This window comes from Streptomyces sp. NPDC028711, assembly GCF_055565415.1.
The window spans coordinates 478,379-499,606 of sequence record NZ_JBVHUJ010000001.1 but is presented as its reverse complement, the minus strand read 5'-3'; the positions used below and the strand labels follow the sequence as shown (position 1 = coordinate 499,606).

The following is a 21,228-nucleotide window of genomic DNA, read 5'->3' as shown; positions in this document are numbered from 1 at the left end:
CGTCCGGTGTCATGCCGGAATCCCGCCCCCGTGTCTGGTACGCCGCCTACGGCTCCAACACGCACGTCGAGCGTCTGCGGTACTACCTCGACGGGGGCTGCCCGCCCGGCGGCGCCCGGGAGTTCCCCGGGTGCCGGGACCGGAGCGCGCCCGGGCGGTCGGTGCCGGTCGTGCTGCCGGGGCGGGTGTACTTCGCGACCGACTCGCCCGTGTGGGGCGGCGGGCGCGCCTTCTACGACCCGGTGGCGGACGGCACCGCGTGGGGCGTCGCGCATCTGCTGACGGTCGGACAGTTCTCCGACATCGTCGCCCAGGAGATGTACCGCGAGCCCGGCTCCGACCTCGATCTGGCCGAGGCCCTCGGCACCGGGCGCTGTGTGCTCGGGGACGGGCGGTACGAGACCGTCGTCTGCCCGGGGCACATCGACGACGTCCCCGTCCTCACCTTCACCGCGCCCTGGCCGATGCCGGACGACGGCGGCCTTCGGGCGCCCTCCGCCGCCTACCTCCGGCATCTCGCGGCCGGGCTCGGCCGGGCCGGGGCCTGGCCGCACGCCGACGTCGCCGCCTATCTCGCCGCCTGCCCCGGGGCGGCCGGGCACTGGACCGCGGCGGCCGTGGCCGCCCTCAACGTTCCGACAGCTCCGACGGGGCCTCCTGTACGACCCAGCCGTTGCCGTCCGGGTCCTCGAAGGCCATGAACGAGTTCCAGGTCTCGCCCTTGCCGTCCTCCCAGCCCGCCGCGCCGACGTGCCGGACGGGGGTGACGTCGACACCCCGGTCGAGCAGTTCCCGCCGGGCCGCCTCGATGTCCGTGACGCAGAGCTGAAGGCCCTGCAGACTGCCCGGCACCATCTCCTTCGTGCCCGGCATCGACGGCATCCCGCTGAGCATCGCGATCGAGCAGCGCGAGCCCGGCGGCGTCGCCTGGATGATGCGCATGCCCGGCGCCACCTCGTCGTCCAGGTCGATCTTGAAGCCGCACTTGTCGCCGTAGAACTCCTTCGCGCGGTCCATGTCGGTGACGGGGACCGGGACGACTTCCAGGGTCCAGTTCATGGGGGCTCTCCTCAGAAACGCCAGCGGGTCTGGCCGAAGGGGTCGCCCTTGGCGAAGCCGAAGACCGTGCGAGGCGCGACCGCGAACACCAGGGCCGTACCACCGTCGCCCACGAACGCCCCGTCGCGCACCTCGAATCGCCAGTCCGGCCCGTACTTCTCCACGTACGCCTCCGCGAGCGCCGCCAACCGGTCCTCGTCCGTGACCCGCGCCGCCTCGCCCTCGACCACCAGGTCGAAGCCCTCCCCGAGGGTGGGCGTGCCCGTCGTGAGGACCACCGACGGGTTGCCCGCGAGATTGCGGGCCTTGCGCTCCTCGGGGCCGGTGCAGAAATGGAGGGCGCCGTCCGACCAGACGGCGATCAGCGGCGTCACATGAGGGCGGCCGTCGGGCCGTACGGTCGTCAGCCAGAAGACCTCGGCCGCCGCGAGCCGCGCGGCGGCGTCGGACCAGGACGCCGGGGCCGCCTTCGGGTCGCTGAAGCGGGGGTCGAGGGAAGTCCGGGGGTCGGGGGGAGTCCGCGGGTCCATCGTCGTTCCTTTCGCCGGGCCGGGGGCCTACCGGTGTGCGCCCCCACCTGTACGACCCTCCGGCGCCCGCGAACTCATCGGCCCGCCGGCGTCCAGTGCAGTCGGCCGTCGAGACCGATCGCCGCCACCCCGTCCGTCCCCGCGTCCGGCGCCCCCGAGAACAGGAACCTCTCAAGCCGCCACACCGGCCGCGCCCCCGCCCTGCCGTGCGGCGCCGTCGCCAGGAAACCGGTCCGCGAGCGGACCGCGAGCAGGCCCTCGCCGCCGCTCACCGGGCCGAAGCCCGCGACGCCGGTGCCCGCCAGCTCCGTGACCGGGGAGACCGGGCCCACGCCCGAGAAGTCGGCGCTGCGCAGATCGCCGGAGGCCGGCTTGCGGAACCAGAGCCGTACCCCGTCGCCGTCCGCCGCCGGGCTCGCGCTCAGCGCCAGCGTCGTCGCCGGAAGTCCGGTCCGCGCCGGCCCCGTCAGCGGCCCGCCGGGGCGCTGCTGCGCCCACACGAGGACGGTGTCCGGGGTGCTGGCGAAGACGTAGCCGCGCCCGGCGCCGTCCGTCGCCGCGACCGGGTCGCCGTACACCTCCGTGCCGCCGAGCACCCGCCACGGCCCCCAGCCGCCGTCCGGGAGCTGCTCGCGGGCCGTCAGGCGGTGGCCGCTGTCCCGCAGGACGAGGGTCGCCCGGCCGTCGCCGGCGACGGTCACGGCGGGCGCGCTGATGTCCGATGTGCCCCCGGCGTCGTCCCGTTCGGGCGTGCCGAGCGAGAGCCACGGCCCGAAGGCGCCGCCGGGCACCGTCTGCGCGGTGGTCACGACCTCGCGGTGGTAGCCGGCGGGGCCGCCCGCGAGCACCGTCCGGGTGCCGAAGACCGCGATGCGGCCGTCGGGCAGCGTGACGGAGGTGACGCCGCTGTCCAGGCCGCCGCCGGGCAGCAGCGCCGGTCCGAGCCAGGTGGTGGCGGCCGCCGGCTTCCGCCAGGCGGCGAGCCGTCCGTCGAGCACGGAGAAGGCGTGCAGCCCGCCGTCCCGGTCGCGCTGCACCCAGGAGGTGGAGGTGCCCCGGGCGTACCGGATCGTCTGGGTCCAGCCGCGTCCGGCGGGCCGCGCCGCCACCTTGAGGTCGCCGCAGCCGGCGGGGGTCCCGCAGTCGTTGACGCCGTCGAGCCAGGCGTAGGTCTTCAGGGTCCTCAGCTTCGCGCCGGCCGTCTCGGGGTCGAGGGTGTGCGGCAGGACGCTGGTGGGATAGCCGAGGTAGTTCTGCACGCCGACGTGCGGACGGCCGGGGACCTCGGCGTACCGGGCGAGCGCGGCCTGGGTGAACCTCGCCCCGAACAGGTGGTCCTGGTGGTCACGGAACTTCCCGCTCTCCGGGTACGTGCCCGGGCTCGGGTCCTGCATCCGGACGAAGGTCGGCCGGAAGCGGTCGAGCAGCCCCGCGACCGTGGCCACGACCTGGTCCTTCGTGTACGTGAAGTCGGCGTCGACCGGGGTGCCGGAGGAGCGCTGGGACTCCAGCGCGGTGATCCGGCCGTTCCAGAGGCCGTTGAGGCTGTGCGGCCGGTCCCCGTTGGTGGAACCGGCCTCGCGTATCTGCAGCCACACCAGCCTGACCTGCGGCTGCGCCCGCAGCGTGTCCAGCTCGGCCGTCGCCCCGCCGGCCGTGGGGATCGCGACCCGCTCCCAGGGGCTGGTGCGGCTGCCGGTCGCCATCTCGGCGTACGCGGCGCGGATGCCGTTCTGCCGGGCCTCGGCGTAGTCCGCCTTGTCGGGGTCGGCCGCGGCGGCGTCGCGCGGGCGCGCGTTGACGCCGTCGGACTCGCCGGCCGTGAGGTAGACCGAGGTCAGGGGATGGCCGGAGCGTATCGACTGGGATATGTCCGGGTTCATGAAGAACAGGTCGTCGTCCGGGTGCGCCACGATCTGCACGACGGACATGAGGCCCTTCGAGGACGGCGCGGCCTCCACCGGCCGCGCGGCCGTCGCCGTCTTCGGCTCGGTGCGGTCCGCGCGGGCCCCCGGCGCCTTCCCCGCGGGGCGGGCCGCGTGGGCCTCGGACCGGCCGGCGGGCGCCTCCGGGGCCGGCGTCCCGGCTGCTCCCGTCACCGTGAGCAGCCCAGCGAAGGTGCCGCCGACCAGGGCGGCCGTCACCGCCGTGGAGACGGTCGCGCGGCGGGACGGGAGGAGACGGCGGCGGGGACGGACGGGCATCTTCGGCGGCGTGCTTTCGACGGGGGCGGGCAGGAGGACGGGGCCCGCCCCGAGTGGGGCGGACCTCCGGACAAACAAGACGGACTTTCAAGAAATACGGTTCATCGGGCCCGAAAAGCGATCGATGTGCGAGACGTCACGTGTGATCCGCTGCGAACCGAAGGCCCGGCCGCCGCTGATCCCCGATCCGGATAGGCTCGATCCGCCCGGGCCGACCCGGTGCGGACCTGCTCGGAGGGAGCTGCGGAATGACGGTGCCGGGACGTAGAAGCAGCACCTTCTCACGTCTGCTGCGGCACGGATTCACCGACCCCTCCGCCGCCGAACGGCTCCTGGACGTGCCCGAACTCGCGGCCCTGCGCGGCGATCCCGTCCTCCTCGACGCCCTCGGCGCCACCGCCGACCCCGACCTCGCCCTGCGCGGCCTCGTCCGCCTCGCCGAGGCGCAGCCCGAGACCGAGCGGGGGACCTTCACGACCACGCTGCTCTCCGCCAAGCCGTTCCGGGACCGGCTCCTCGGCGTGCTCGGCGCGTCCGAGGCGCTCGCCGACCACCTGGCCCGCCACCCCCGCGACTGGGAGTCCCTCGTCACCTACGAGGCGGCCGACCTGCACCCGGGGGTCGCCGAGTTCGAGCGGGGGCTCGCCGACGCCGCCGACGCCGTCGCGCTGCGGGTCTCCTACCGCCGCTGCCTCCTCGCCATCGCGGCCCGTGACGTGTGCGGCACCATCGACGTCGCCGAGACCGCCGCGGAGCTCGCCGACCTGGCGACGGCGACCCTGCGCGCCGCGCTGAATCTCGCCCGCTCCGCCGCCCCGGCCGACGCCGCCCAGTGCCGGCTCGCCGTGATCGCGATGGGCAAGTGCGGCGGCAACGAGCTGAACTACGTCTCGGACGTGGACGTGATCTTCGTCGGGGAGCCGGCCGAGGGCGCCGACGAGGGCAAGGCGCTCCAGGCCGCCACCCGGCTGGCCTCCCACCTCATGCGGATCTGCTCGGAGACCACGGTCGAGGGCACCATCTGGCCGGTCGACGCCAACCTGCGCCCCGAGGGCCGCAACGGCCCCCTCGTCCGTACGCTCTCCTCCCACCTCGCCTACTACCAGCGGTGGGCGAAGACCTGGGAGTTCCAGGCCCTCCTCAAGGCCCGCGCCGTCGCGGGCGACCCGGAGCTCGGCGCCCAGTACATCGACGCCGTCTCCCCGCTCGTCTGGCAGGCCGCCGAGCGGGAGAACTTCGTCCCCGACGTGCAGAAGATGCGCCGCCGGGTCGTCGACAACATCCCCGCCGCCCAGGTCGACCGCGAGCTGAAGCTCGGCCCCGGCGGTCTGCGGGACGTCGAGTTCGCCGTCCAGCTCCTCCAGCTCGTGCACGGCCGCAGCGACGCCGGGCTGCACAGCGGCACCACCCTCGACGCGCTCGCCGCCCTCGCCGCCGGCGGCTACGTCGGCCGCGCCGACGCCGCCCAGCTCGACGAGGCGTACCGCTTCCTGCGGGCCATGGAGCACCGCATCCAGCTGTACCGGCTGCGCCGCACCCACCTCGTCCCCGAGGACGAGGCCGACCTGCGCCGCCTCGGCCGCTCGCTCGGCCTGCGCACCGACCCGGTCGCCGCGCTGAACAAGGAGTGGAAGCGGCACGCGGCCGTCGTCCGCCGCCTCCACGAGAAGATCTTCTACCGGCCGCTGCTCGACGCGGTCGCCCAGCTCGCCCCCGGCGAGATCCGGCTCAGCCCGAAGGCGGCCGGGCAGCGGCTCGAAGCCCTGGGGTACGAGGACCCCGCCGCCGCCCTGCGGCACCTGGAGGCCCTGGCCTCCGGGGTGAGCCGGAAGGCCGCCATCCAGCGCACGCTGCTCCCGGTGCTGCTCGGCTGGTTCGCGGACTCGGCCGACCCGGACGCCGGCCTGCTCGGCTTCCGCAAGGTCTCGGACGCCCTCGGCAAGACCCCCTGGTACCTGCGGCTCCTGCGCGACGAGGGCGCCGCCGCCGAGAACCTCGCCCGGGTCCTCTCCGCCGGGCGGCTCGCCCCCGACCTGCTCCTGCGCGCCCCCGAGGCCGTCGCGCTGCTCGGCGACCCGGAGGGGCTGAAGCCGCGCGGCCGGGACCATCTGGAGCAGGAGGTCCTGGCGGCGGTGGGCCGCGCGGGCGACGCCGAGCAGGCCGTGGCGGTGGCCCGCGGGGTGCGGCGCAGGGAGCTGTTCCGTACCGCCGCGGCCGACCTCATCGGCTCGTACGGCACGGAGGACAGCCCCCGCGAGCCCGATCCCGGGGCGCTCGTCGACCGGGTGGGGGAGGCCGTGACCGACCTCAACGCGGCGACGATCGCCGGCGCGCTGCGGGCCGTCGTGCGCGCCGAGTGGGGCGAGGAGCTGCCGACCCGGTTCGCCGTCATCGGCATGGGCCGCTTCGGCGGTCACGAGCTGGGGTACGGCTCCGACGCCGACGTCCTGTTCGTGCACGAGCCGCGGGAGGGCGTCGACGAGCAGGAGGCCGCGCGGGCCGCGAACCGGGTGGTCGCCGAGATGCGCCGGCTCCTCCAGCTGCCGACGGCCGACCCGCCGCTCCTGATCGACGCGGACCTCAGGCCGGAGGGCAAGAGCGGTCCCATGGTCCGCACCCTGAAGTCGTACGCGGCCTACTACCACCGCTGGTCGCTCGTCTGGGAGAGCCAGGCGCTGCTGCGCGCCGAGCCCATGGCGGGCGACCCGGACCTCGCGGAGCGGTTCATCGACCTCGTCGACCCGCTGCGCTATCCGGCCGAGGGGCTCGGCGAGGACGCGGTCCGCGAGATCCGCCGTCTCAAGGCCCGGATGGAGTCCGAGCGGCTGCCGCGCGGGGCCGATCCCACGCTCCACGCGAAGCTGGGGCGCGGCGGTCTCAGCGACGTCGAGTGGACGGTCCAACTGCTGCAGATGCGGCACGGCTGGGCGGAGCCGGGGCTGCGGACGCCCCGCACCCGGGAGGCGCTCAGGGCGGCGCACGCGGCCGGTCTGATCGCGACGGAGGAGGCGCAGACCCTGGAGGAGGCGTGGGTCCTGGCCACCCGGGTCCGCAACGGGGTCATGCTGGTCCGCGGCCGGCCCGGCGACACCTTCCCCTCGGAGCCGCGTGAGCTCGCGGCGGTGGGGCGTTACCTCGGATACGGGCCGGGTCACGTAGGGGAGATGGTCGACGACTACCGGCGGATCACCCGCCGCGCCAGGGCGGTCGTCGAGGAGCTGTTCTACGGGGCGGCGTAGGGGGTGTCTTGTTGATCAGGCGTCGCGAGCCCGGCCTGATCGGCAAGACACCCCCTAGGGCCTCCGAGGGCACGTCACGGGGTGCGCAGGAGCCCCCGGACGTGCGTCAGGTAGCCCGTGAGCGCCAGCTCGAAAGCCTGGTCCGCGCGGCCCTCGGGGACCGCGTCGAGCGCCCGGGCCAGGCGCGGGGTCGCGGTCTCGTCGGCCACCACCCACATCGCCTCGGGGGCCGCGAGGTCGAGCGCCGAGCCGAGGACGAGGTTCTCCAGGGCGATGATCACGGGCATGACGTCCGGCAGCGCGAAGCCCGCGTCGAGGAGGCGGGCGACGGCCCGTTCGTACTGGTCGAGGACCTTCGGCGCGCGTACCGGTGAGGTCATGAGCATCGGGATCACGCGCGGGTGGGCGGCGAACGCGGCCCGGTAGGAGCGGGCCCAGGCGGCCATGGCGGCGTCCCAGGGCTCCCGGTCCAGGGTCCCGGTGTCGATGGCAGAGCACACGTGCTCGCGGAGGAGCTCCACGATCCCGTCCCGTCCGTCGACGTGGTGGTAGACCGACGCCGTCTGCACGCCGAGCCGCTTCGCGATCTGCGGGACGCTGAACTCGCCCTGCTCGTCGACGATCCCGAGCGCCGTGGTGGTGATCCGCTCCCGGTCGAGGAGAGGTCTGCGCGGCCGGCCCATGAATCGTCACTCCCTGTTCAGCTGCCCGTCGGGTCTTCCCGAACCGTCGGAGCCGAGGCTACATTGCGCGAACCGAAAGCCTTTAGGTTTCCTGCCACCGGAAGGGCTTCCCCCGCCATGCCCTCACCCACCCCCGAGTCCACCCCCGAGCTCACCCCCGAGTCCACCCCCGAGCTCACCCCCGGGCCCGCCCCCGACGAACCCCCGGGTCTGAGAACCGGCACCCTCACCACCGCCGACATCACCTTCTTCGTCGTCTCCGCCGCCGCCCCGCTCACCGTCATGGCCGGCGTCGCGCCCATCGCCATCGTCCTCGGCGGCATCGGCGCACCCGCCGGCTACCTCATGGCCGGTATCACCCTCGCGATCTTCGCCGTCGGATTCACCACCATGAGCCGCCACGTCAGGAGCGGGGGCGCCTTCTACGCCTTCATCACCCGCGGCCTCGGCAAGCCGGCCGGCATCGCCGCCGCCCTCCTCGCCATGCTCGGCTACAACGGCATGGAGATCGGCGTCTACGGCCTCCTCGGCACCGCCACCGCCGACACCGGCCACGCCCTGTGGGGCGTCGACATCCCCTGGCTCCCCGTCTCGATCGCCGGACTGCTCCTCATCTGGTACGGCGGATTCCGCTCCATCGACTTCGGCGCCAAGCTCCTCGGCGTCCTGCTCGTCGCCGAGACCGGCATCCTCGTCCTGCTCGCCGGCGGCGTCCTGATCGACGGCGGGGCGAACGGCCTCTCGCTCGCCTCCTTCACGCCCGACAGCGTCCTGGTCCCCGGCAGCGCCGCCGTCCTCGCCTTCGCCTTCACCGCCTTCACCGGCTTCGAGTCGACCGTGATCTACCGGCGCGAGGCCCGCGACCCCGCCCGCACCATCCCCCGCGCGACCTACATCGCCGTCTCCTTCCTCGGCCTCTTCTACGCCTTCGTCGTCTGGACCGTCATCCAGGCCTTCGGGAACGACAAGGTCGTCGAGGCCGCCGCCGGCGACACCGGCGGGCTCTTCTTCGCGGCGATCACCACCTACGTCGGCGGCTGGGCGGCGGACCTGATGCACGTCTTCATCGTGACCAGCGTCCTCGCCTCGCTCCTCGCCTTCCACAACGCGATCAACCGCTACGGCCTGGCCCTCGCCGAGGAGGGCGTCCTGCCCCCGGCGTTCGGCAAGGTCCACCCCCGCCACCGCTCCCCGTACGTCGCCGGCATCGCCCAGACCGTCCTCGGCCTCGTCGTCGTCCTCGGCTTCGCGGCGGCCGGAGCCGACCCGTACACCCAGCTGCTGCTCTGGGTGAACACCCCCGGCGGCCTCGGCCTGATGGCTCTCCAGCTGCTCGCCGCGCTCGCCATCCCGTGCTACTTCCGCCGCGTCCGCCACGACGAGGGAGCCCTGCGGACCGTCGTCGCCCCCGTCGTCGCCGCCGTGCTCCTCGCCGGCGCGATCGCCCTCGTCGTCGCCAAGATCGACGTCTTCACCGGCGCCTCCGCCACCGTCAACACGGTGCTCGTCTCCCTCGTCCCCGCCGTCTTCGCCCTCGGGCTCCTCCTCGCGTACCGGCTGCGCCGCACCCGCCCCGAGGTCTACGCCCGCTTCGCCGCCGAACCCTCCACCGAAGGAACAGAACCGTCGTGCCCGCACCCGACCTCGTCCTCGTCAACGCCCGCGTCCGCGACCCCGGACTCACCGGCCACACCGCCGTCGCCGTCCATGGCGGACTGATCACCGCCCTCGGCACCGACGCCGAGGCCCGCGCCTGGGCAGGACCCGGCACCGAGACCGTCGACCTCGCCGGCGCCACCCTCACCCCCGGCCTCACCGACGCCCACAGCCACCCCGTCTGGGGCCTGGAGATGTTCACCGGCACCGACCTGTCCGGCGTCACCGACCTCGAAGGACTGCGCGCCGCCCTCAGGAACGCCGAGCGCCGCGACGGCTGGATCATCGGCTTCGGCCTCGACCACAACGTCTTCGGCGGCCGCCCCGTCCACCACGACCTGATCGAGGACGTCCTCGACGGCGCCCCCGCCCACCTGCGCCTCTACGACGGACACTCCGTGCTCGTCAGCGTGACCGCCCTCAAGGCCGCCGGCATCCAAGGCCCCCGCGCCTTCGCCCAGCACTCCGAGATCGTCTGCGACGCCGACGGCCGCCCCACCGGCCACCTGATCGAGCACGCCGCCATGGACCTGCTGACCCCGGTCCTGCCCACCCAGTCGTACGCCGAGCGCCGCGACCGGCTCGTCGAGCTGCTCACCGGCATGGCCGCCACCGGCCTCACCTCCGCCCACGTCATGGACCTCGGCGGCGACGACGTACCCGGACTGCTCACCGCCCTGGAGGAGGAGGGCGAGCTGCCGCTGCGGCTGCGCCTCGCCCCCTGGTGCATGCCCGGCACCACCGCCGAGGAGCTGGACGCGCTGGTACGGCTCCAGGAACGGGCCGGACGGCTCTGGGCGGTCGGCGGCGTCAAGTTCTTCATGGACGGGACCGTCGAGGGCGGCACCGCCTGGCTGGAGCACGCCGACTGCCACGGCCGGGGCACCGATGCCTTCTGGCCCGACCCGGCCGCGTACTCCGCCGCCGTACGCCACCTGCACCGCGCCGGGGTCGGCACCGCCACCCACGCCATCGGCGACGCCGCCGTCCGGCACGTCCTCGACACCGTCGAAGGCCTCGGGGGATTCCATGAGGGCGGCCCACGGCACCGGATCGAGCACATCGAGACCGTCCCCGACGATCAGCTGGGGCGTTTCGCGGCGCTCGGGGTCGTCGCCTCGATGCAGCCCCCGCACACCGCGTACACCCGCGCCGACCACACCGACGAATGGTCGAAGCGGCTCGGTGAGGAGCGGGCAGGGCGCGCCTGGCGCTGCCGTGACCTGCGGGACGCCGGGGCGCACCTCGCGCTCGGCTCCGACTGGCCCATCGCCCACTACGACGCCCGGCAGGTCCTCGCCACCGCGCGGGCCCCGCGCGGCGCCGCCTCGGTCCGGCACGGGCTCACCGGTCTCATGGCCCTGGAGGGGATGACCACCCACGCGGCGGTCGCCGCGGGGGAGGAGAGGTTCGCCGGCCGGATCGCCCCCGGCCACCGGGCCGACCTCACCGCGTTCGCCGTGGACCCGGTGGAGGCCCCGGCGGACGAGACCGCCGAGGCCCCGGTCAGGCTCGCCGTCGCCGGCGGCCGGATCACCTGCCGGAGCTGACCCGCGGCTGCGTCTCGTCCGTCTCGTCCGTCGTGCGGGAGGCCTCGTCGGCCTCGTCGCCCGCGCGGTCCGTCCCCTTCGCCGGGGGCAGGCCGCTCCGCTGTGCCGTCGACGCCGCGGGCTCCACCAGCTTGGGCAGGTGGTGCGGCCGTGAGCCGTACCAGAAGTACGAGACGAGGAAGCCGAAGGCGAGGCAGATCATGCCGCCGACCGCGTCCAGCCAGAAGTGGTTCGCGGTGGCGACGATCACGACGAGCGTGGCCATCGGGTAGAGCAGGCCCAGGATCTTCGCCCAGGGCGCCTTCGCGAGCAGGAAGATCGTCAGACCGCACCAGAGCGACCAGCCGATGTGCATCGACGGCATCGCCGCGTACTGGTTCGACACGTGCTTCAGGTTGCCCGAGGCCATCGAGCCCCACGTCTCGTGCACGAGGACCGTGTCGATGAAGTTGTGGCCGGTCATGAGCCGGGGCGGCGCGAGCGGATACAGGTAGTAACCGACGAGGGCCACACCGGTGGTGGCGAACAGGACGGTGCGGAATCCCGCGTAACGGCCCGGGTGCCACCGGTAGAGCCACACGAGCACACCGATGGTCACGATGAAGTGCAGCGTGGCGTAGTAGTAGTTCATCGAGACGATCAGCCAGGTCACCGAGTTCACGGCGTGGTTGACGGCGTGCTCGAAGGCGAGGCCGAGGGACTGCTCGGCCTCCCAGATCCAGTCGGCGTTCTTGAACGCCTGGGCCTTCTGCTCCGGGACCGCGTTGCGGACGAGGGAGTACGTCCAGTAGCTCACCGCGATGAGCAGGATCTCGAACCAGATCGTGGGCCGCCGGGGCGTGCCCGCGCGCAGGCGCGCGAGCCTGCCGTCGGCCACGATGGGTGACGACGGGGTCGTCCGGTTGTCCAAACTCTTCACGGTCGCTTCACCCATAGGAGGAGAGTCTGCCAGATCCCGTCCCTCCGACCGATCATCCCTCGGGCGGGTTCGGGCCGCACCCGGTCCCCCTCAGGAAGGAGTCCCCGGGACGGGCCACGTAGGGGTCAGGCAGAGGGACGGACGGCGGTCGGGGCCGACGCGGTCGAGCCGCGGACGACGAGCTCCGGCATGAAGACGAACTCCGAGTGCGGGGCCGGTGTGCCCCCGACCTCTTCGAGCAGCGCGCGGACCGCGGCCTGCCCCATCGCCTGCACCGGCTGCCGGATGGTGGTCAGCGGCGGATCGGTGAACGCTATGAGGGGGGAGTCGTCGAAGCCGACGACGGAGACGTCCCGCGGCACGTCGAGCCCCTGCTGCCGGGCGGCCCGGATCGCGCCGAGCGCCATCATGTCGCTGGCGCAGACGACCGCGGTGCAGCCCCGGGAGATCAGTGCCCCGGCCGCGGCCTGGCCGCCCTCCAGGGTGTACAGGGAGTGCTGGATCAGTGCCTCGGACTCCTCGGGGCCGAGGCCGAGCCGCTCGGCCATGCCCTGCTGGAAGCCCTCTATCTTGCGGAGCACCGGCACGAAGCGCTTCGGCCCGACGGCGAGCCCGATCCGGGTGTGCCCGAGCGCGGCCAGATGCGTCACCGCGAGCCGCATCGCCGCCCGGTCGTCGGGGGAGACGAAGGGCGCCTGCACCTTGGGGGAGAAGCCGTTGAGGAGGACGTACGGGACACCCTTGCCGCGGAGCTGGTCGTAGCGCGTCATGTCGGCGGTGGTGTCGGCGTGCAGGCCGGAGACGAAGATGATGCCGGCGACACCGCGCTCGACCAGCATGTCGGTGAGCTCGTCCTCGGTGGACCCGCCGGGGGTCTGGGTGGCGAGGACCGGTGTGTATCCCTGCCGGGTGAGGGCCTGCCCGATGACCTGCGCGAGCGCGGGGAAGATCGGGTTGTCCAGTTCGGGGGTGATGAGGCCGACGAGTCCCGCGCTGCGCTGACGCAGTCGCACGGGCCGCTCGTAGCCGAGCACGTCGAGCGCGGCAAGGACGGACTCGCGGGTGGCGGTGGCCACCCCCGGCTTGCCGTTGAGCACGCGGCTGACTGTGGCCTCACTGACCCCCGCCTGGGCTGCGATGTCGGAAAGCCGCGCGGTCATGGGGATGGACTGTACCGGTCACGCGGCGTATTGCCCACCGCACGGATGATGCAAGCCACCTCGCAAGGCCTTGCAGTTCTTGCAGGGCGTGCGGGGTCGGTCACGGGGCGCACGCGGGCACCGGAGGGCGCGCGGGAGGCGTGTGTCATCTGCTGTCAAGCGATGCGACGGCAACCTTCGGGACACGTCGATGTAACGATCGCCGGTGCTTGCAGAAAGTTCTCGCAAGGTCTTTCGGCTCGTTTTCATCTTTGTTACGTTCCTGGCAACCCGGAGCGCCGCGAGGGAGCGGTCGCATGAGGAAGGTTCCAGCCCCTCGTCCCCCCGGGATCAGTTGAAGGAGTTCACATGCGGCGTGGCATAGCGGCCACCGCGCTGGTCGCGGCCCTGGGCGTGACCCTGGCGGCGTGCGGTAGTGACAGCGGTTCGAACGGCGGCGGCTCGAAGAGCTCGGGCGAGCTCTCCGGCACCGTGACCTGGTGGGACACCTCGACGGTCGGCTCCGAGGACAAGGTCTTCAAGAAGGTCGCCGAGGACTTCAAGAAGAAGCACCCCAAGGTCACCGTCAAGTACGTGAACGTGCCGTTCGGCGAGGCGCAGAACAAGTTCAAGAACGCCGCGCAGTCCGGCTCCGGCGCCCCCGACGTCATCCGCTCCGAGGTCGCCTGGACCCCCGAGTTCGCGGACCTCGGCTACCTGGCCCCGCTCGACGGCACCGCCGCCCTCAAGGAGTCGGACGACTTCCTGGAGCAGGCCGCCGCCTCCACCAAGTACAACGGCAAGACGTACGCGGTGCCGCAGGTCATCGACTCCATGGGCATCTTCTACAACAAGAAGATCTTCAAGGAGGCCGGTGTCGCGGTCCCCAAGACCATCGACGAGCTCAAGACCGTCTCCGCCAAGATCAAGCAGAAGACCGGCAACCCCGGCCTCTACCTGCGCGGCGACGACGCCTACTGGTTCCTCTCCTTCCTGTACGGCGAGGGCGGCGACCTCGTCGACGCCGAGAAGAAGACGATCACCGTCGACAACGCCGCCGGTGTGAAGGCCTTCAAGGTCGTCAAGGACCTGGTGGACTCGGGCGCGGCCAAGACCGACGCGACCGACGGCTGGAACAACATGCAGACGGCCTTCAAGGACGGCAAGGTCGCCATGATGATCAACGGCCCGTGGGCCGTCGCCGACACCTACGCCGGCAAGGAGTTCACGGACAAGGCCAACCTGGGCATCGCCCCGGTCCCGGCCGGTTCGGCCGGCCAGGGCGCCCCGCAGGGCGGTCACAACCTCGCCGTCTACGCGGGCTCCAAGAACCTCGACGCCTCCTACGCCTTCGCCGAGTACATGACCTCGGCCGAGACGCAGGCGACGGTCGCGAAGGAGCTCAGCCTCCTCCCGACCCGTCAGTCCGTCTACATCAAGCCGGACGTGGCGACCAACGAGATGATCACCTTCTTCAAGCCGGTCGTCGACAAGGCCGTCGAGCGCCCCTGGATCCCGGAGACCGGCAGCCTCTTCGCGCCGCTCGTCACCGAGTACACCAAGGTCCTCACCGGCCAGACCACCCCGGAAAAGGGAGCCAAGGCGACGGGTGACTCCTACCGCAAGCTCCTGAAGGACTGGAAGTAACAGGAAGGCAGGCCGGCTGATGGCTGTGGACACCCCCAGCCAGTCGGTGGTGAAGGCCGCGGGCGACCACGTCGCCCGCGGCCGGAGCCGCGGAACTGGTAAGCCCCGGGGCGCGGCGAAGAAGCGCTCCCTCTCCACCCACTGGTACGCCTGGGCGATGGTCGCCCCGGTGACCGTCGTGATCGCCGTGATCATCGGCTACCCGCTGGTCCGCGGCATGTACCTGTCGCTGACCGACGCCAACGAGCGGAACGTCGCGCGGTCGATCGGTGTCAACGAGATCCCGGCCACCTACGAGTTCGTCGGTCTCGACAACTACGTCGACGCGATCACCGGCAGCCAGTTCCTCGCGACGCTCGGCTGGACGATCCTCTGGACCGTGTCCTGTGTGGCGATCACCTTCGCCCTCGGCCTGAGCCTCGCCAACATCCTCAACCGCAGGATCGCCGGCCGCTCCGTCTACCGGATGCTGCTCATCCTGCCCTGGGCCGTCCCGGGCTTCGTCTCCGTCTTCGCCTGGCGCTTCCTCTACAACCAGGACAACGGCCTCCTCAACAAGCTCCTCGCGGGCGGCGGCATCGACGCCGTCCCGTGGCTGAACGACCCCACCTGGGCCAAGTTCTCGGTCATCCTCGTCAACGTCTGGCTCGGCGTCCCGTTCATGATGGTCGCCCTCCTCGGCGGGCTCCAGTCCATCCCCGGCGAGCTGTACGAGGCCGCCGAGATGGACGGCGCCAACGCCTGGCAGCGCTTCCGGCACATCACCATGCCCGGTCTGAGCTCGGTGTCGACGACGGTGATCCTGCTCTCCACCATCTGGACCTTCAACATGTTCCCGGTGATCTTCCTGCTCACCCGGGGCGGGCCCGGCGAGGCCACCCAGATCCTCGTCACCCAGGCGTACAAGTTCTCCTTCGAGATCAGCCCGCGCGACTTCGCCCAGTCGTCCACGTGGGGCGTCCTGATCCTGGTCCTCCTGATGATCTTCGCCGCGATCTACCAGCGCGTCCTCCGCAAGCAGGGAGAAGTCTGGTGACCACCACGACCCCCACCCCCCAGGCCGCGAACACCCCGCTCCGCGGACGCCGTTCGCCGCTCGCCTCGGCCGCGCTGCACCTCACGCTCGTCGTGGCGTCCGTGATCGCCGTCTTCCCGGTGCTCTGGGTCCTGCTGACCTCGCTCAAGCCGGCGCAGTTCGCCACGACGACGGACTTCTTCAAGGAGACGACGCTCGCGAACTACACGAACCTGCTGAACGACACCCCGTTCCTCACCTGGTTCGCCAACTCGCTGCTCGTCGCCGGTCTCACCACCGTCGTCGGCGTCTTCATCTCCGCCACCACGGGGTACGCCGTCAGCCGCTTCCGCTTCCCCGGCAAGCGCGGACTGATGTGGACGCTGCTCATCACCCAGATGTTCCCGGTCGCCGTCCTCATCGTGCCGATCTACAACATCATGGCGTCGATGGGGCTGCTCAACGAGCCGCTGGGCCTGGTCATCACGTACCTGACGATCGCCGTCCCGTTCTGCGCCTGGATGATGAAGGGCTTCTTCGACACCATCCCGCGCGAGATCGACGAGTCCGGCTACGTCGACGGCCTCACCCCGTTCGGCACCTTCTGGCGGCTGATCCTGCCGCTGGCCAAGCCGGGCATCGCCGTCACCGCCTTCTACTCCTTCATCACCGCCTGGGGCGAGGTCGCCTACGCCTCCGCCTTCATGGTCGGGGACGAGAACCTCACCCTGGCCGGCGGACTGCAGAAGTTCGTCAACCAGTACGGCGCCCAGTGGGGCCCGATGGCCGCGGCCTCCGTGCTCATCGCCGTCCCCGCCGCCCTGGTGTTCCTCTTCGCCCAGCGGCACCTGGTCACCGGCATGTCCGCCGGTGCCGTCAAGGGCTGAGCCCGACCACCGCCTCCGTACGCCGCCACTCCTTACCTCTCAGGGAAGCCATGACCCAGCATCTCGCCACCCCGGCCGACGCCCCGACCACCGGCACGCACACGGGCTGGTGGAGAGACGCCGTGATCTACCAGGTCTACCCGCGCAGCTTCGCCGACGGCAACGGCGACGGCATGGGCGACCTGGAGGGCGTCCGCAGCCGGCTGCCGTACCTCAAGGAACTCGGCGTCGACGCCGTCTGGCTCTCGCCGTTCTACGCCTCGCCGCAGGCCGACGCCGGCTACGACGTCGCCGACTACCGGGCCATCGACCCCATGTTCGGCTCGCTCCTCGACGCCGACGCGGTGATCCGCGACGCCCACGCACTGGGCCTGCGCATCATCGTCGACCTGGTGCCCAACCACTCCTCCGACGAGCACGAGTGGTTCCAGCGCGCCCTGCGCGAGGGCCCCGGCTCTCCGCTGCGCGAGCGCTACCACTTCCGCCCCGGCAAGGGGAAGAACGGCGAACTGCCGCCCAACGACTGGGAGTCCATCTTCGGCGGCCCCGCCTGGACCCGCACCGAGGACCCGGACGGCACCCCCGGCGACTGGTACCTCCACCTGTTCGCCCCGGAGCAGCCCGACTTCAACTGGGAGCACCCCGCCGTACGGGACGAGTTCCGCTCGATCCTGCGCTTCTGGCTCGACATGGGCGTCGACGGCTTCCGCGTCGACGTCGCCCACGGCCTGGTCAAGGCCGAGGGCCTGCCCGACCTCGGCGCCCACGACCAGCTGAAGCTGCTCGGCAACGACGTCATGCCCTTCTTCGACCAGGACGGCGTCCACGAGATCTACCGCTCCTGGCGGAAGGTCCTCTCCGAATACGACGGCGAGCGCGTCCTCGTCGCCGAGGCCTGGACCCCGACCGTCGACCGCACCGCGAACTACGTGCGCCCCGACGAGATGCACCAGGCGTTCAACTTCCAGTACCTGGGCACCCACTGGGACGCGGCCGAGCTGCGGACCGTCATCGACGACTCGCTCGCCGCGATGCGCCCGGTCGGCGCCCCCACCACCTGGGTGCTCTCCAACCACGACGTCACCCGGCACGCCACCCGCTTCGCCAACCCGGCGGGCCTCGGCACCCAGCTGCGGACCCCCGGCGACCGCGCGCTCGGCCTGCGCAGGGCCCGCGCCGCGACCCTGCTCATGCTGGCGCTGCCCGGCTCGGCGTACGTCTACCAGGGCGAGGAGCTCGGCCTGCCCGACGTCACCGACCTGCCCGACGAGGTCCGTCAGGACCCGTCGTTCTGGCGGGCCAGCGGCCAGGACGGCTTCCGCGACGGCTGCCGGGTGCCGATCCCGTGGACCGTCGAGGGTTCCTCGTACGGCTTCGGCGCCGGCGGCTCCTGGCTGCCGCAGCCGGCGGCCTGGGGCGGCCTGAGTGTCGAGGCGCAGACCGGCGACCCCGGCTCCACCCTGGAGCTGTACCGCAGCGCGCTCGCCGTACGGCGCGAGCGTCCCGAACTCGGTGCGGGCGATTCCGTCGAGTGGCTGGAGGCACCCGAGGGTGTGCTCTCCTTCCGCCGCGACGGCTTCGTCTGCACCGCCAACACCACCGGCCGGGCCATCTCCGTCCCGCTGCCCGGCCGGTATCTCCTCTCCAACGAGGACGTCCAGATCGTCGACGATGAGGCCCTGGTGCCCGCCGACACCACCGTCTGGTGGGCGGTGTGACGATCCCCCTGCCGCGGGGCGCCGGGAACGGCGCCCCGCGGCTCGCGGACATCGCGGCCCAGTCGGGCGTCAGCGAGGCCACCGTCAGCCGTGTCCTCAACGGCAAGGCGGGAGTGGCCGGCGCCACCCGGCACAAGGTGCTCGCGGCGCTCGACGTCCTGGGGTACGAGCGTCCCGTACGGCTCAAACGCCGCAGCGCGGGCCTCGTCGGGCTCGTCGTGCCCGAGCTGACCAACCCGATCTTCCCGGCGTTCGCCCAGGTCGTCGAGCAGGTCCTCGCCGGGCACGGCTACACGCCGGTGCTCTGCACCCAGATGCCCGGCGGCGCCACCGAGGACGAGCTCGTCGAGCAGCTCGTGGAGCGCGGGGTGGCCGGCATCGTCTTCCTCTCCGGCCTCCACGCCGACGCCTCCGCCGACCCGGCCCGCTACGCCCGGCTGACCGCGCGGGGCGTGCCGTACGTCCTCATCAACGGCTACAACGAGCACATCGACGCCAACTTCGTCTCCCCCGACGACCGGGCCGCGGCCCGCATGGCCGTACGGCACCTGGTGGAACTCGGCCACGAGCGGATCGGCCTCGCCATCGGCCCCACCCGCTACGTGCCCTCCCGACGCAAGGCCGAGGGCTTCACCGCCGAGCTGTACGAGCTCCTCGGCGTCGAACGCGCCGAAGCGGAACGGTTCATCAGGCCCACGCTCTTCGGTGTCGAGGGCGGCCACGCCGCCGCCGACATCCTGCTCCGCGAGGGGTGCACGGGCATCGTCTGCGGCTCCGACCTGATGGCGCTCGGTGTGATCCGAGCCGTCCGCGCCTGCGGCCTCGACGTGCCGGGGGACGTCTCCGTCGTCGGCTTCGACGACTCGCCCCTGATCGCCTTCACCAGCCCGCCGCTCTCCACCGTGCGCCAGCCGGTCCAGGCCATGGCGACGGCCGCCGTCGGCGCGCTCCTCGAGGAGATCGAAGGCAATCCCGTGCAGCGCACGGAGTTCGTCTTCCAGCCGGAACTGGTGGTCCGCGGCTCGACCGCGCAGCCGCCCACGAAGGCCCCGGCCGCGTTTCCGCAGGTGGCCCCGCAAGTCCTTTCGTAACAACTTGCGTTGCGGCGTCCGGAGGGTTGACCGGGCGCCGGGGCGCTCGTACGGTCACGGCTGAAAACAGTTGCTGAACTTTTCGGCAACTTCTTGCGACACCCGACTGCGACACCGCCGTCGCACAGGAGGAAGCATGGCCAGAAAAACCGTGGCCGCTGCACTCGCCCTCGTGGCGGGAGCCGCCGCTGTGGCCGTCACGGGAAACGCCCCGGCGCAGGCCGCCCCCACAGGCGACAAGGACGTCACCGCGGTGATGTTCGAATGGAACTTCGCCTCGGTCGCCCGGGAATGCACCGACCGCCTCGGCCCCGCCGGATACGGATACGTCCAGGTCTCCCCACCCCAGGAGCACCTCCAGGGCGGCCAGTGGTGGACCTCGTACCAGCCGGTCAGCTACAAGATCGCCGGACGCCTCGGCGACCGCACCGCCTTCAAGAACATGATCGACACCTGCCACGCGGCGGGCGTCAAGGTCGTCGCCGACTCCGTCATCAACCACATGGCGAACGGCTCCGGCACGGGAACGGGCGGGACCCCGTTCTCCAAGTACGACTACCCGGGCCTCTACTCCGGCTCCGACATGGACGACTGCCGCTCCGAGATCACCAACTACCAGGACCGCGGCAACGTCCAGAACTGCGAACTCGTCCAGCTCCCCGACCTCGACACCGGCGAGGAGTACGTCCGCGGCAAGATAGCCGGCTACCTCAACGACCTCCTCTCCCTCGGGGTCGACGGCTTCCGGATCGACGCCGCCAAGCACATGCCGGCCGCCGACCTCGCGAACATCAAGTCGCGGCTGACCAACCCGAACGCGTACTGGAAGCTGGAGGCCATCCACGGCGCCGGCGAGGCCGTCTCCCCGAGCGAGTACCTCGGCAGCGGAGACGTCCAGGAGTTCCGCTACGCCCGCGACCTCAAGCGGATCGTGCAGAGCGAGAAGCTCGCCTACCTCAAGAACTTCGGCGAGTCCTGGGGCTACATGCCCTCCGGCCAGTCCTCCGTCTTCGTCGACAACCACGACACCGAGCGCGGCGGAGACACCCTCTCCTACAAGGACGGCGCGAACTACACCCTCGCCTCCGTCTTCGCGCTCGCCTGGCCCTACGGCTCCCCGGACGTCCACTCCGGCTACGAGTGGACCCAGAAGGACGCCGGACCCCCCAACGGCGGCCAGGTCAACGCCTGTTACACCGACGGATGGAAGTGCCAGCACGCCTGGCGCGAGATCTCCTCCATGGTCGCCTTCCGCAACACCGCACGCGGGCAGGCCGTCACCGACTGGTGGGACAACGGCAACAACGCCATCGCGTTCGGCCGCGGCTCCAAGGCGTACGTGGCCGTCAACCACGAGTCCTCGGCGCTCGCCCGCACCTTCCAGACCTCCCTGCCCGGCGGCGCCTACTGCGACGTCCAGTCGAACACGCCCGTGACGGTGAACTCGTCCGGCCAGTTCACGGCCACCCTCGCCGCCCACACGGCCCTGGCCCTGCACGTCAACGCGACCGGCTGCGGCGGCGGCACCACCCCCACCACGTCGCCGACGACCCCGCCCGCCACCGCGGGCGCGGCCTTCAACGTCACCGCCACCACCGTGGTCGGCCAGAACATCTACGTCACCGGCAACCGCGCCGAGCTCGGCAACTGGGCCCCGGCCTCCGCCCTGAAGCTCGACCCGGCCGCGTACCCCGTCTGGAAGCTCACCGTCGGCCTCCCCGCCGGAACGGCCTTCGAGTACAAGTACATCCGCAAGGACGCGGCCGGAAACGTCACCTGGGAGTCCGGCGCCAACCGCACCGCGACCGTCCCGGCCTCGGGCCAGATCACCCTGAACGACACCTTCCGCAACTGAGCCCCCTCCCTCCGCAGGGCCGCCCCACCCGGGGCG

Annotated in this window: 16 protein-coding genes; 10 read left to right on the top strand and 6 right to left on the bottom strand. The window is 72.1% G+C overall.

The window, feature by feature from the left end; translation table 11 throughout:
* The first annotated feature begins 11 nt into the window (after positions 1–11).
* Positions 12–701 (top strand): histone deacetylase, encoded by a 690-nt coding sequence (locus ACZ4VK_RS02210; RefSeq protein ID WP_468347539.1) that lies wholly within the window; start codon positions 12–14, stop codon positions 699–701.
* On the opposite strand, the gene ACZ4VK_RS02205 is transcribed toward ACZ4VK_RS02210, so the two are convergent.
* The 3 genes from ACZ4VK_RS02205 to ACZ4VK_RS02195 form a co-directional block, all read right to left on the bottom strand.
* Positions 628–1,059: a VOC family protein gene (locus tag ACZ4VK_RS02205; protein WP_468347537.1), complete on the bottom strand. Its 432-nt coding sequence runs from the start codon at positions 1,057–1,059 to the stop codon at positions 628–630. The two genes, ACZ4VK_RS02210 and ACZ4VK_RS02205, sit on opposite strands and share 74 nt — an antisense overlap.
* 11 nt (positions 1,060–1,070) lie before the next feature.
* The gene (locus tag ACZ4VK_RS02200; protein ID WP_468347536.1) at positions 1,071–1,589 is read right to left on the bottom strand and encodes a pyridoxamine 5'-phosphate oxidase family protein; all 519 of its coding nucleotides are present in this window, start codon (positions 1,587–1,589) and stop codon (positions 1,071–1,073) included.
* Between the two features lie 74 nt (positions 1,590–1,663).
* A complete protein-coding gene (locus tag ACZ4VK_RS02195) occupies positions 1,664–3,793 on the bottom strand; it encodes a PIG-L family deacetylase (protein ID WP_468347534.1) in 2,130 nt (709 codons plus the stop codon).
* 248 nt (positions 3,794–4,041) lie between these two features.
* Here ACZ4VK_RS02195 and ACZ4VK_RS02190 point away from each other — a divergent pair, with 248 nt between their 5' ends.
* Entirely contained in the window at positions 4,042–7,032 is a 2,991-nt protein-coding gene (locus ACZ4VK_RS02190) for a bifunctional [glutamine synthetase] adenylyltransferase/[glutamine synthetase]-adenylyl-L-tyrosine phosphorylase (protein ID WP_468347532.1), read from the top strand.
* Positions 7,033–7,106: 74 nt separating this feature from the next.
* On the opposite strand, the gene ACZ4VK_RS02185 is transcribed toward ACZ4VK_RS02190, so the two are convergent.
* Positions 7,107–7,715 carry a TetR/AcrR family transcriptional regulator gene (locus ACZ4VK_RS02185; protein WP_468347530.1) on the bottom strand — a complete coding sequence of 203 codons (609 nt, stop codon included), beginning with the start codon at positions 7,713–7,715 and terminating at the stop codon, positions 7,107–7,109.
* Positions 7,716–7,832: 117 nt separating this feature from the next.
* On the opposite strand from ACZ4VK_RS02185, the gene ACZ4VK_RS02180 reads away from it, so the two are divergent.
* Both ACZ4VK_RS02180 and ACZ4VK_RS02175 read left to right on the top strand, forming a co-directional pair.
* Positions 7,833–9,434: an APC family permease gene (locus ACZ4VK_RS02180; protein ID WP_468347528.1), complete on the top strand. Its 1,602-nt coding sequence runs from the start codon at positions 7,833–7,835 to the stop codon at positions 9,432–9,434.
* On the top strand, positions 9,344–10,921 hold the full coding sequence (locus tag ACZ4VK_RS02175; protein WP_468347526.1) for an amidohydrolase: 1,578 nt from the start codon (positions 9,344–9,346) through the stop codon (positions 10,919–10,921). The genes ACZ4VK_RS02180 and ACZ4VK_RS02175 overlap by 91 nt, the downstream gene beginning before the upstream one ends.
* Here ACZ4VK_RS02175 and ACZ4VK_RS02170 read toward each other — a convergent pair.
* Positions 10,905–11,855, bottom strand: coding sequence for a phosphatase PAP2 family protein (locus ACZ4VK_RS02170; protein ID WP_468347524.1), 951 nt, complete (start codon positions 11,853–11,855; stop codon positions 10,905–10,907). The genes ACZ4VK_RS02175 and ACZ4VK_RS02170 overlap by 17 nt on opposite strands.
* 110 nt (positions 11,856–11,965) lie before the next feature.
* Complete coding sequence (locus tag ACZ4VK_RS02165; RefSeq protein WP_468347522.1) at positions 11,966–13,000, bottom strand: LacI family DNA-binding transcriptional regulator; 1,035 nt, start codon at positions 12,998–13,000, stop codon at positions 11,966–11,968.
* A 348-nt stretch (positions 13,001–13,348) separates the two neighbouring features.
* On the opposite strand from ACZ4VK_RS02165, the gene ACZ4VK_RS02160 reads away from it, so the two are divergent.
* From ACZ4VK_RS02160 to ACZ4VK_RS02135, 6 genes are all read left to right on the top strand, one after another.
* Positions 13,349–14,626 carry an extracellular solute-binding protein gene (locus tag ACZ4VK_RS02160; RefSeq protein ID WP_468347520.1) on the top strand — a complete coding sequence of 426 codons (1,278 nt, stop codon included), beginning with the start codon at positions 13,349–13,351 and terminating at the stop codon, positions 14,624–14,626.
* A gap of 19 nt (positions 14,627–14,645) precedes the next feature.
* Complete coding sequence (locus ACZ4VK_RS02155; RefSeq protein ID WP_468347518.1) at positions 14,646–15,662, top strand: carbohydrate ABC transporter permease; 1,017 nt, start codon at positions 14,646–14,648, stop codon at positions 15,660–15,662.
* Positions 15,656–16,528: a sugar ABC transporter permease gene (locus ACZ4VK_RS02150; RefSeq protein WP_468348797.1), complete on the top strand. Its 873-nt coding sequence runs from the start codon at positions 15,656–15,658 to the stop codon at positions 16,526–16,528. Before ACZ4VK_RS02155 ends, ACZ4VK_RS02150 begins: the two co-directional genes overlap by 7 nt.
* Positions 16,529–16,578: 50 nt before the next feature.
* Complete coding sequence (locus ACZ4VK_RS02145) at positions 16,579–18,246, top strand: glycoside hydrolase family 13 protein (protein ID WP_468347516.1); 1,668 nt, start codon at positions 16,579–16,581, stop codon at positions 18,244–18,246.
* Positions 18,234–19,337 (top strand): LacI family DNA-binding transcriptional regulator, encoded by a 1,104-nt coding sequence (locus ACZ4VK_RS02140; protein WP_468347514.1) that lies wholly within the window; start codon positions 18,234–18,236, stop codon positions 19,335–19,337. Before ACZ4VK_RS02145 ends, ACZ4VK_RS02140 begins: the two co-directional genes overlap by 13 nt.
* Positions 19,338–19,473: 136 nt before the next feature.
* Positions 19,474–21,192 (top strand): carbohydrate-binding module family 20 domain-containing protein, encoded by a 1,719-nt coding sequence (locus tag ACZ4VK_RS02135; RefSeq protein WP_468347512.1) that lies wholly within the window; start codon positions 19,474–19,476, stop codon positions 21,190–21,192.
* Positions 21,193–21,228: the final 36 nt, after the last annotated feature.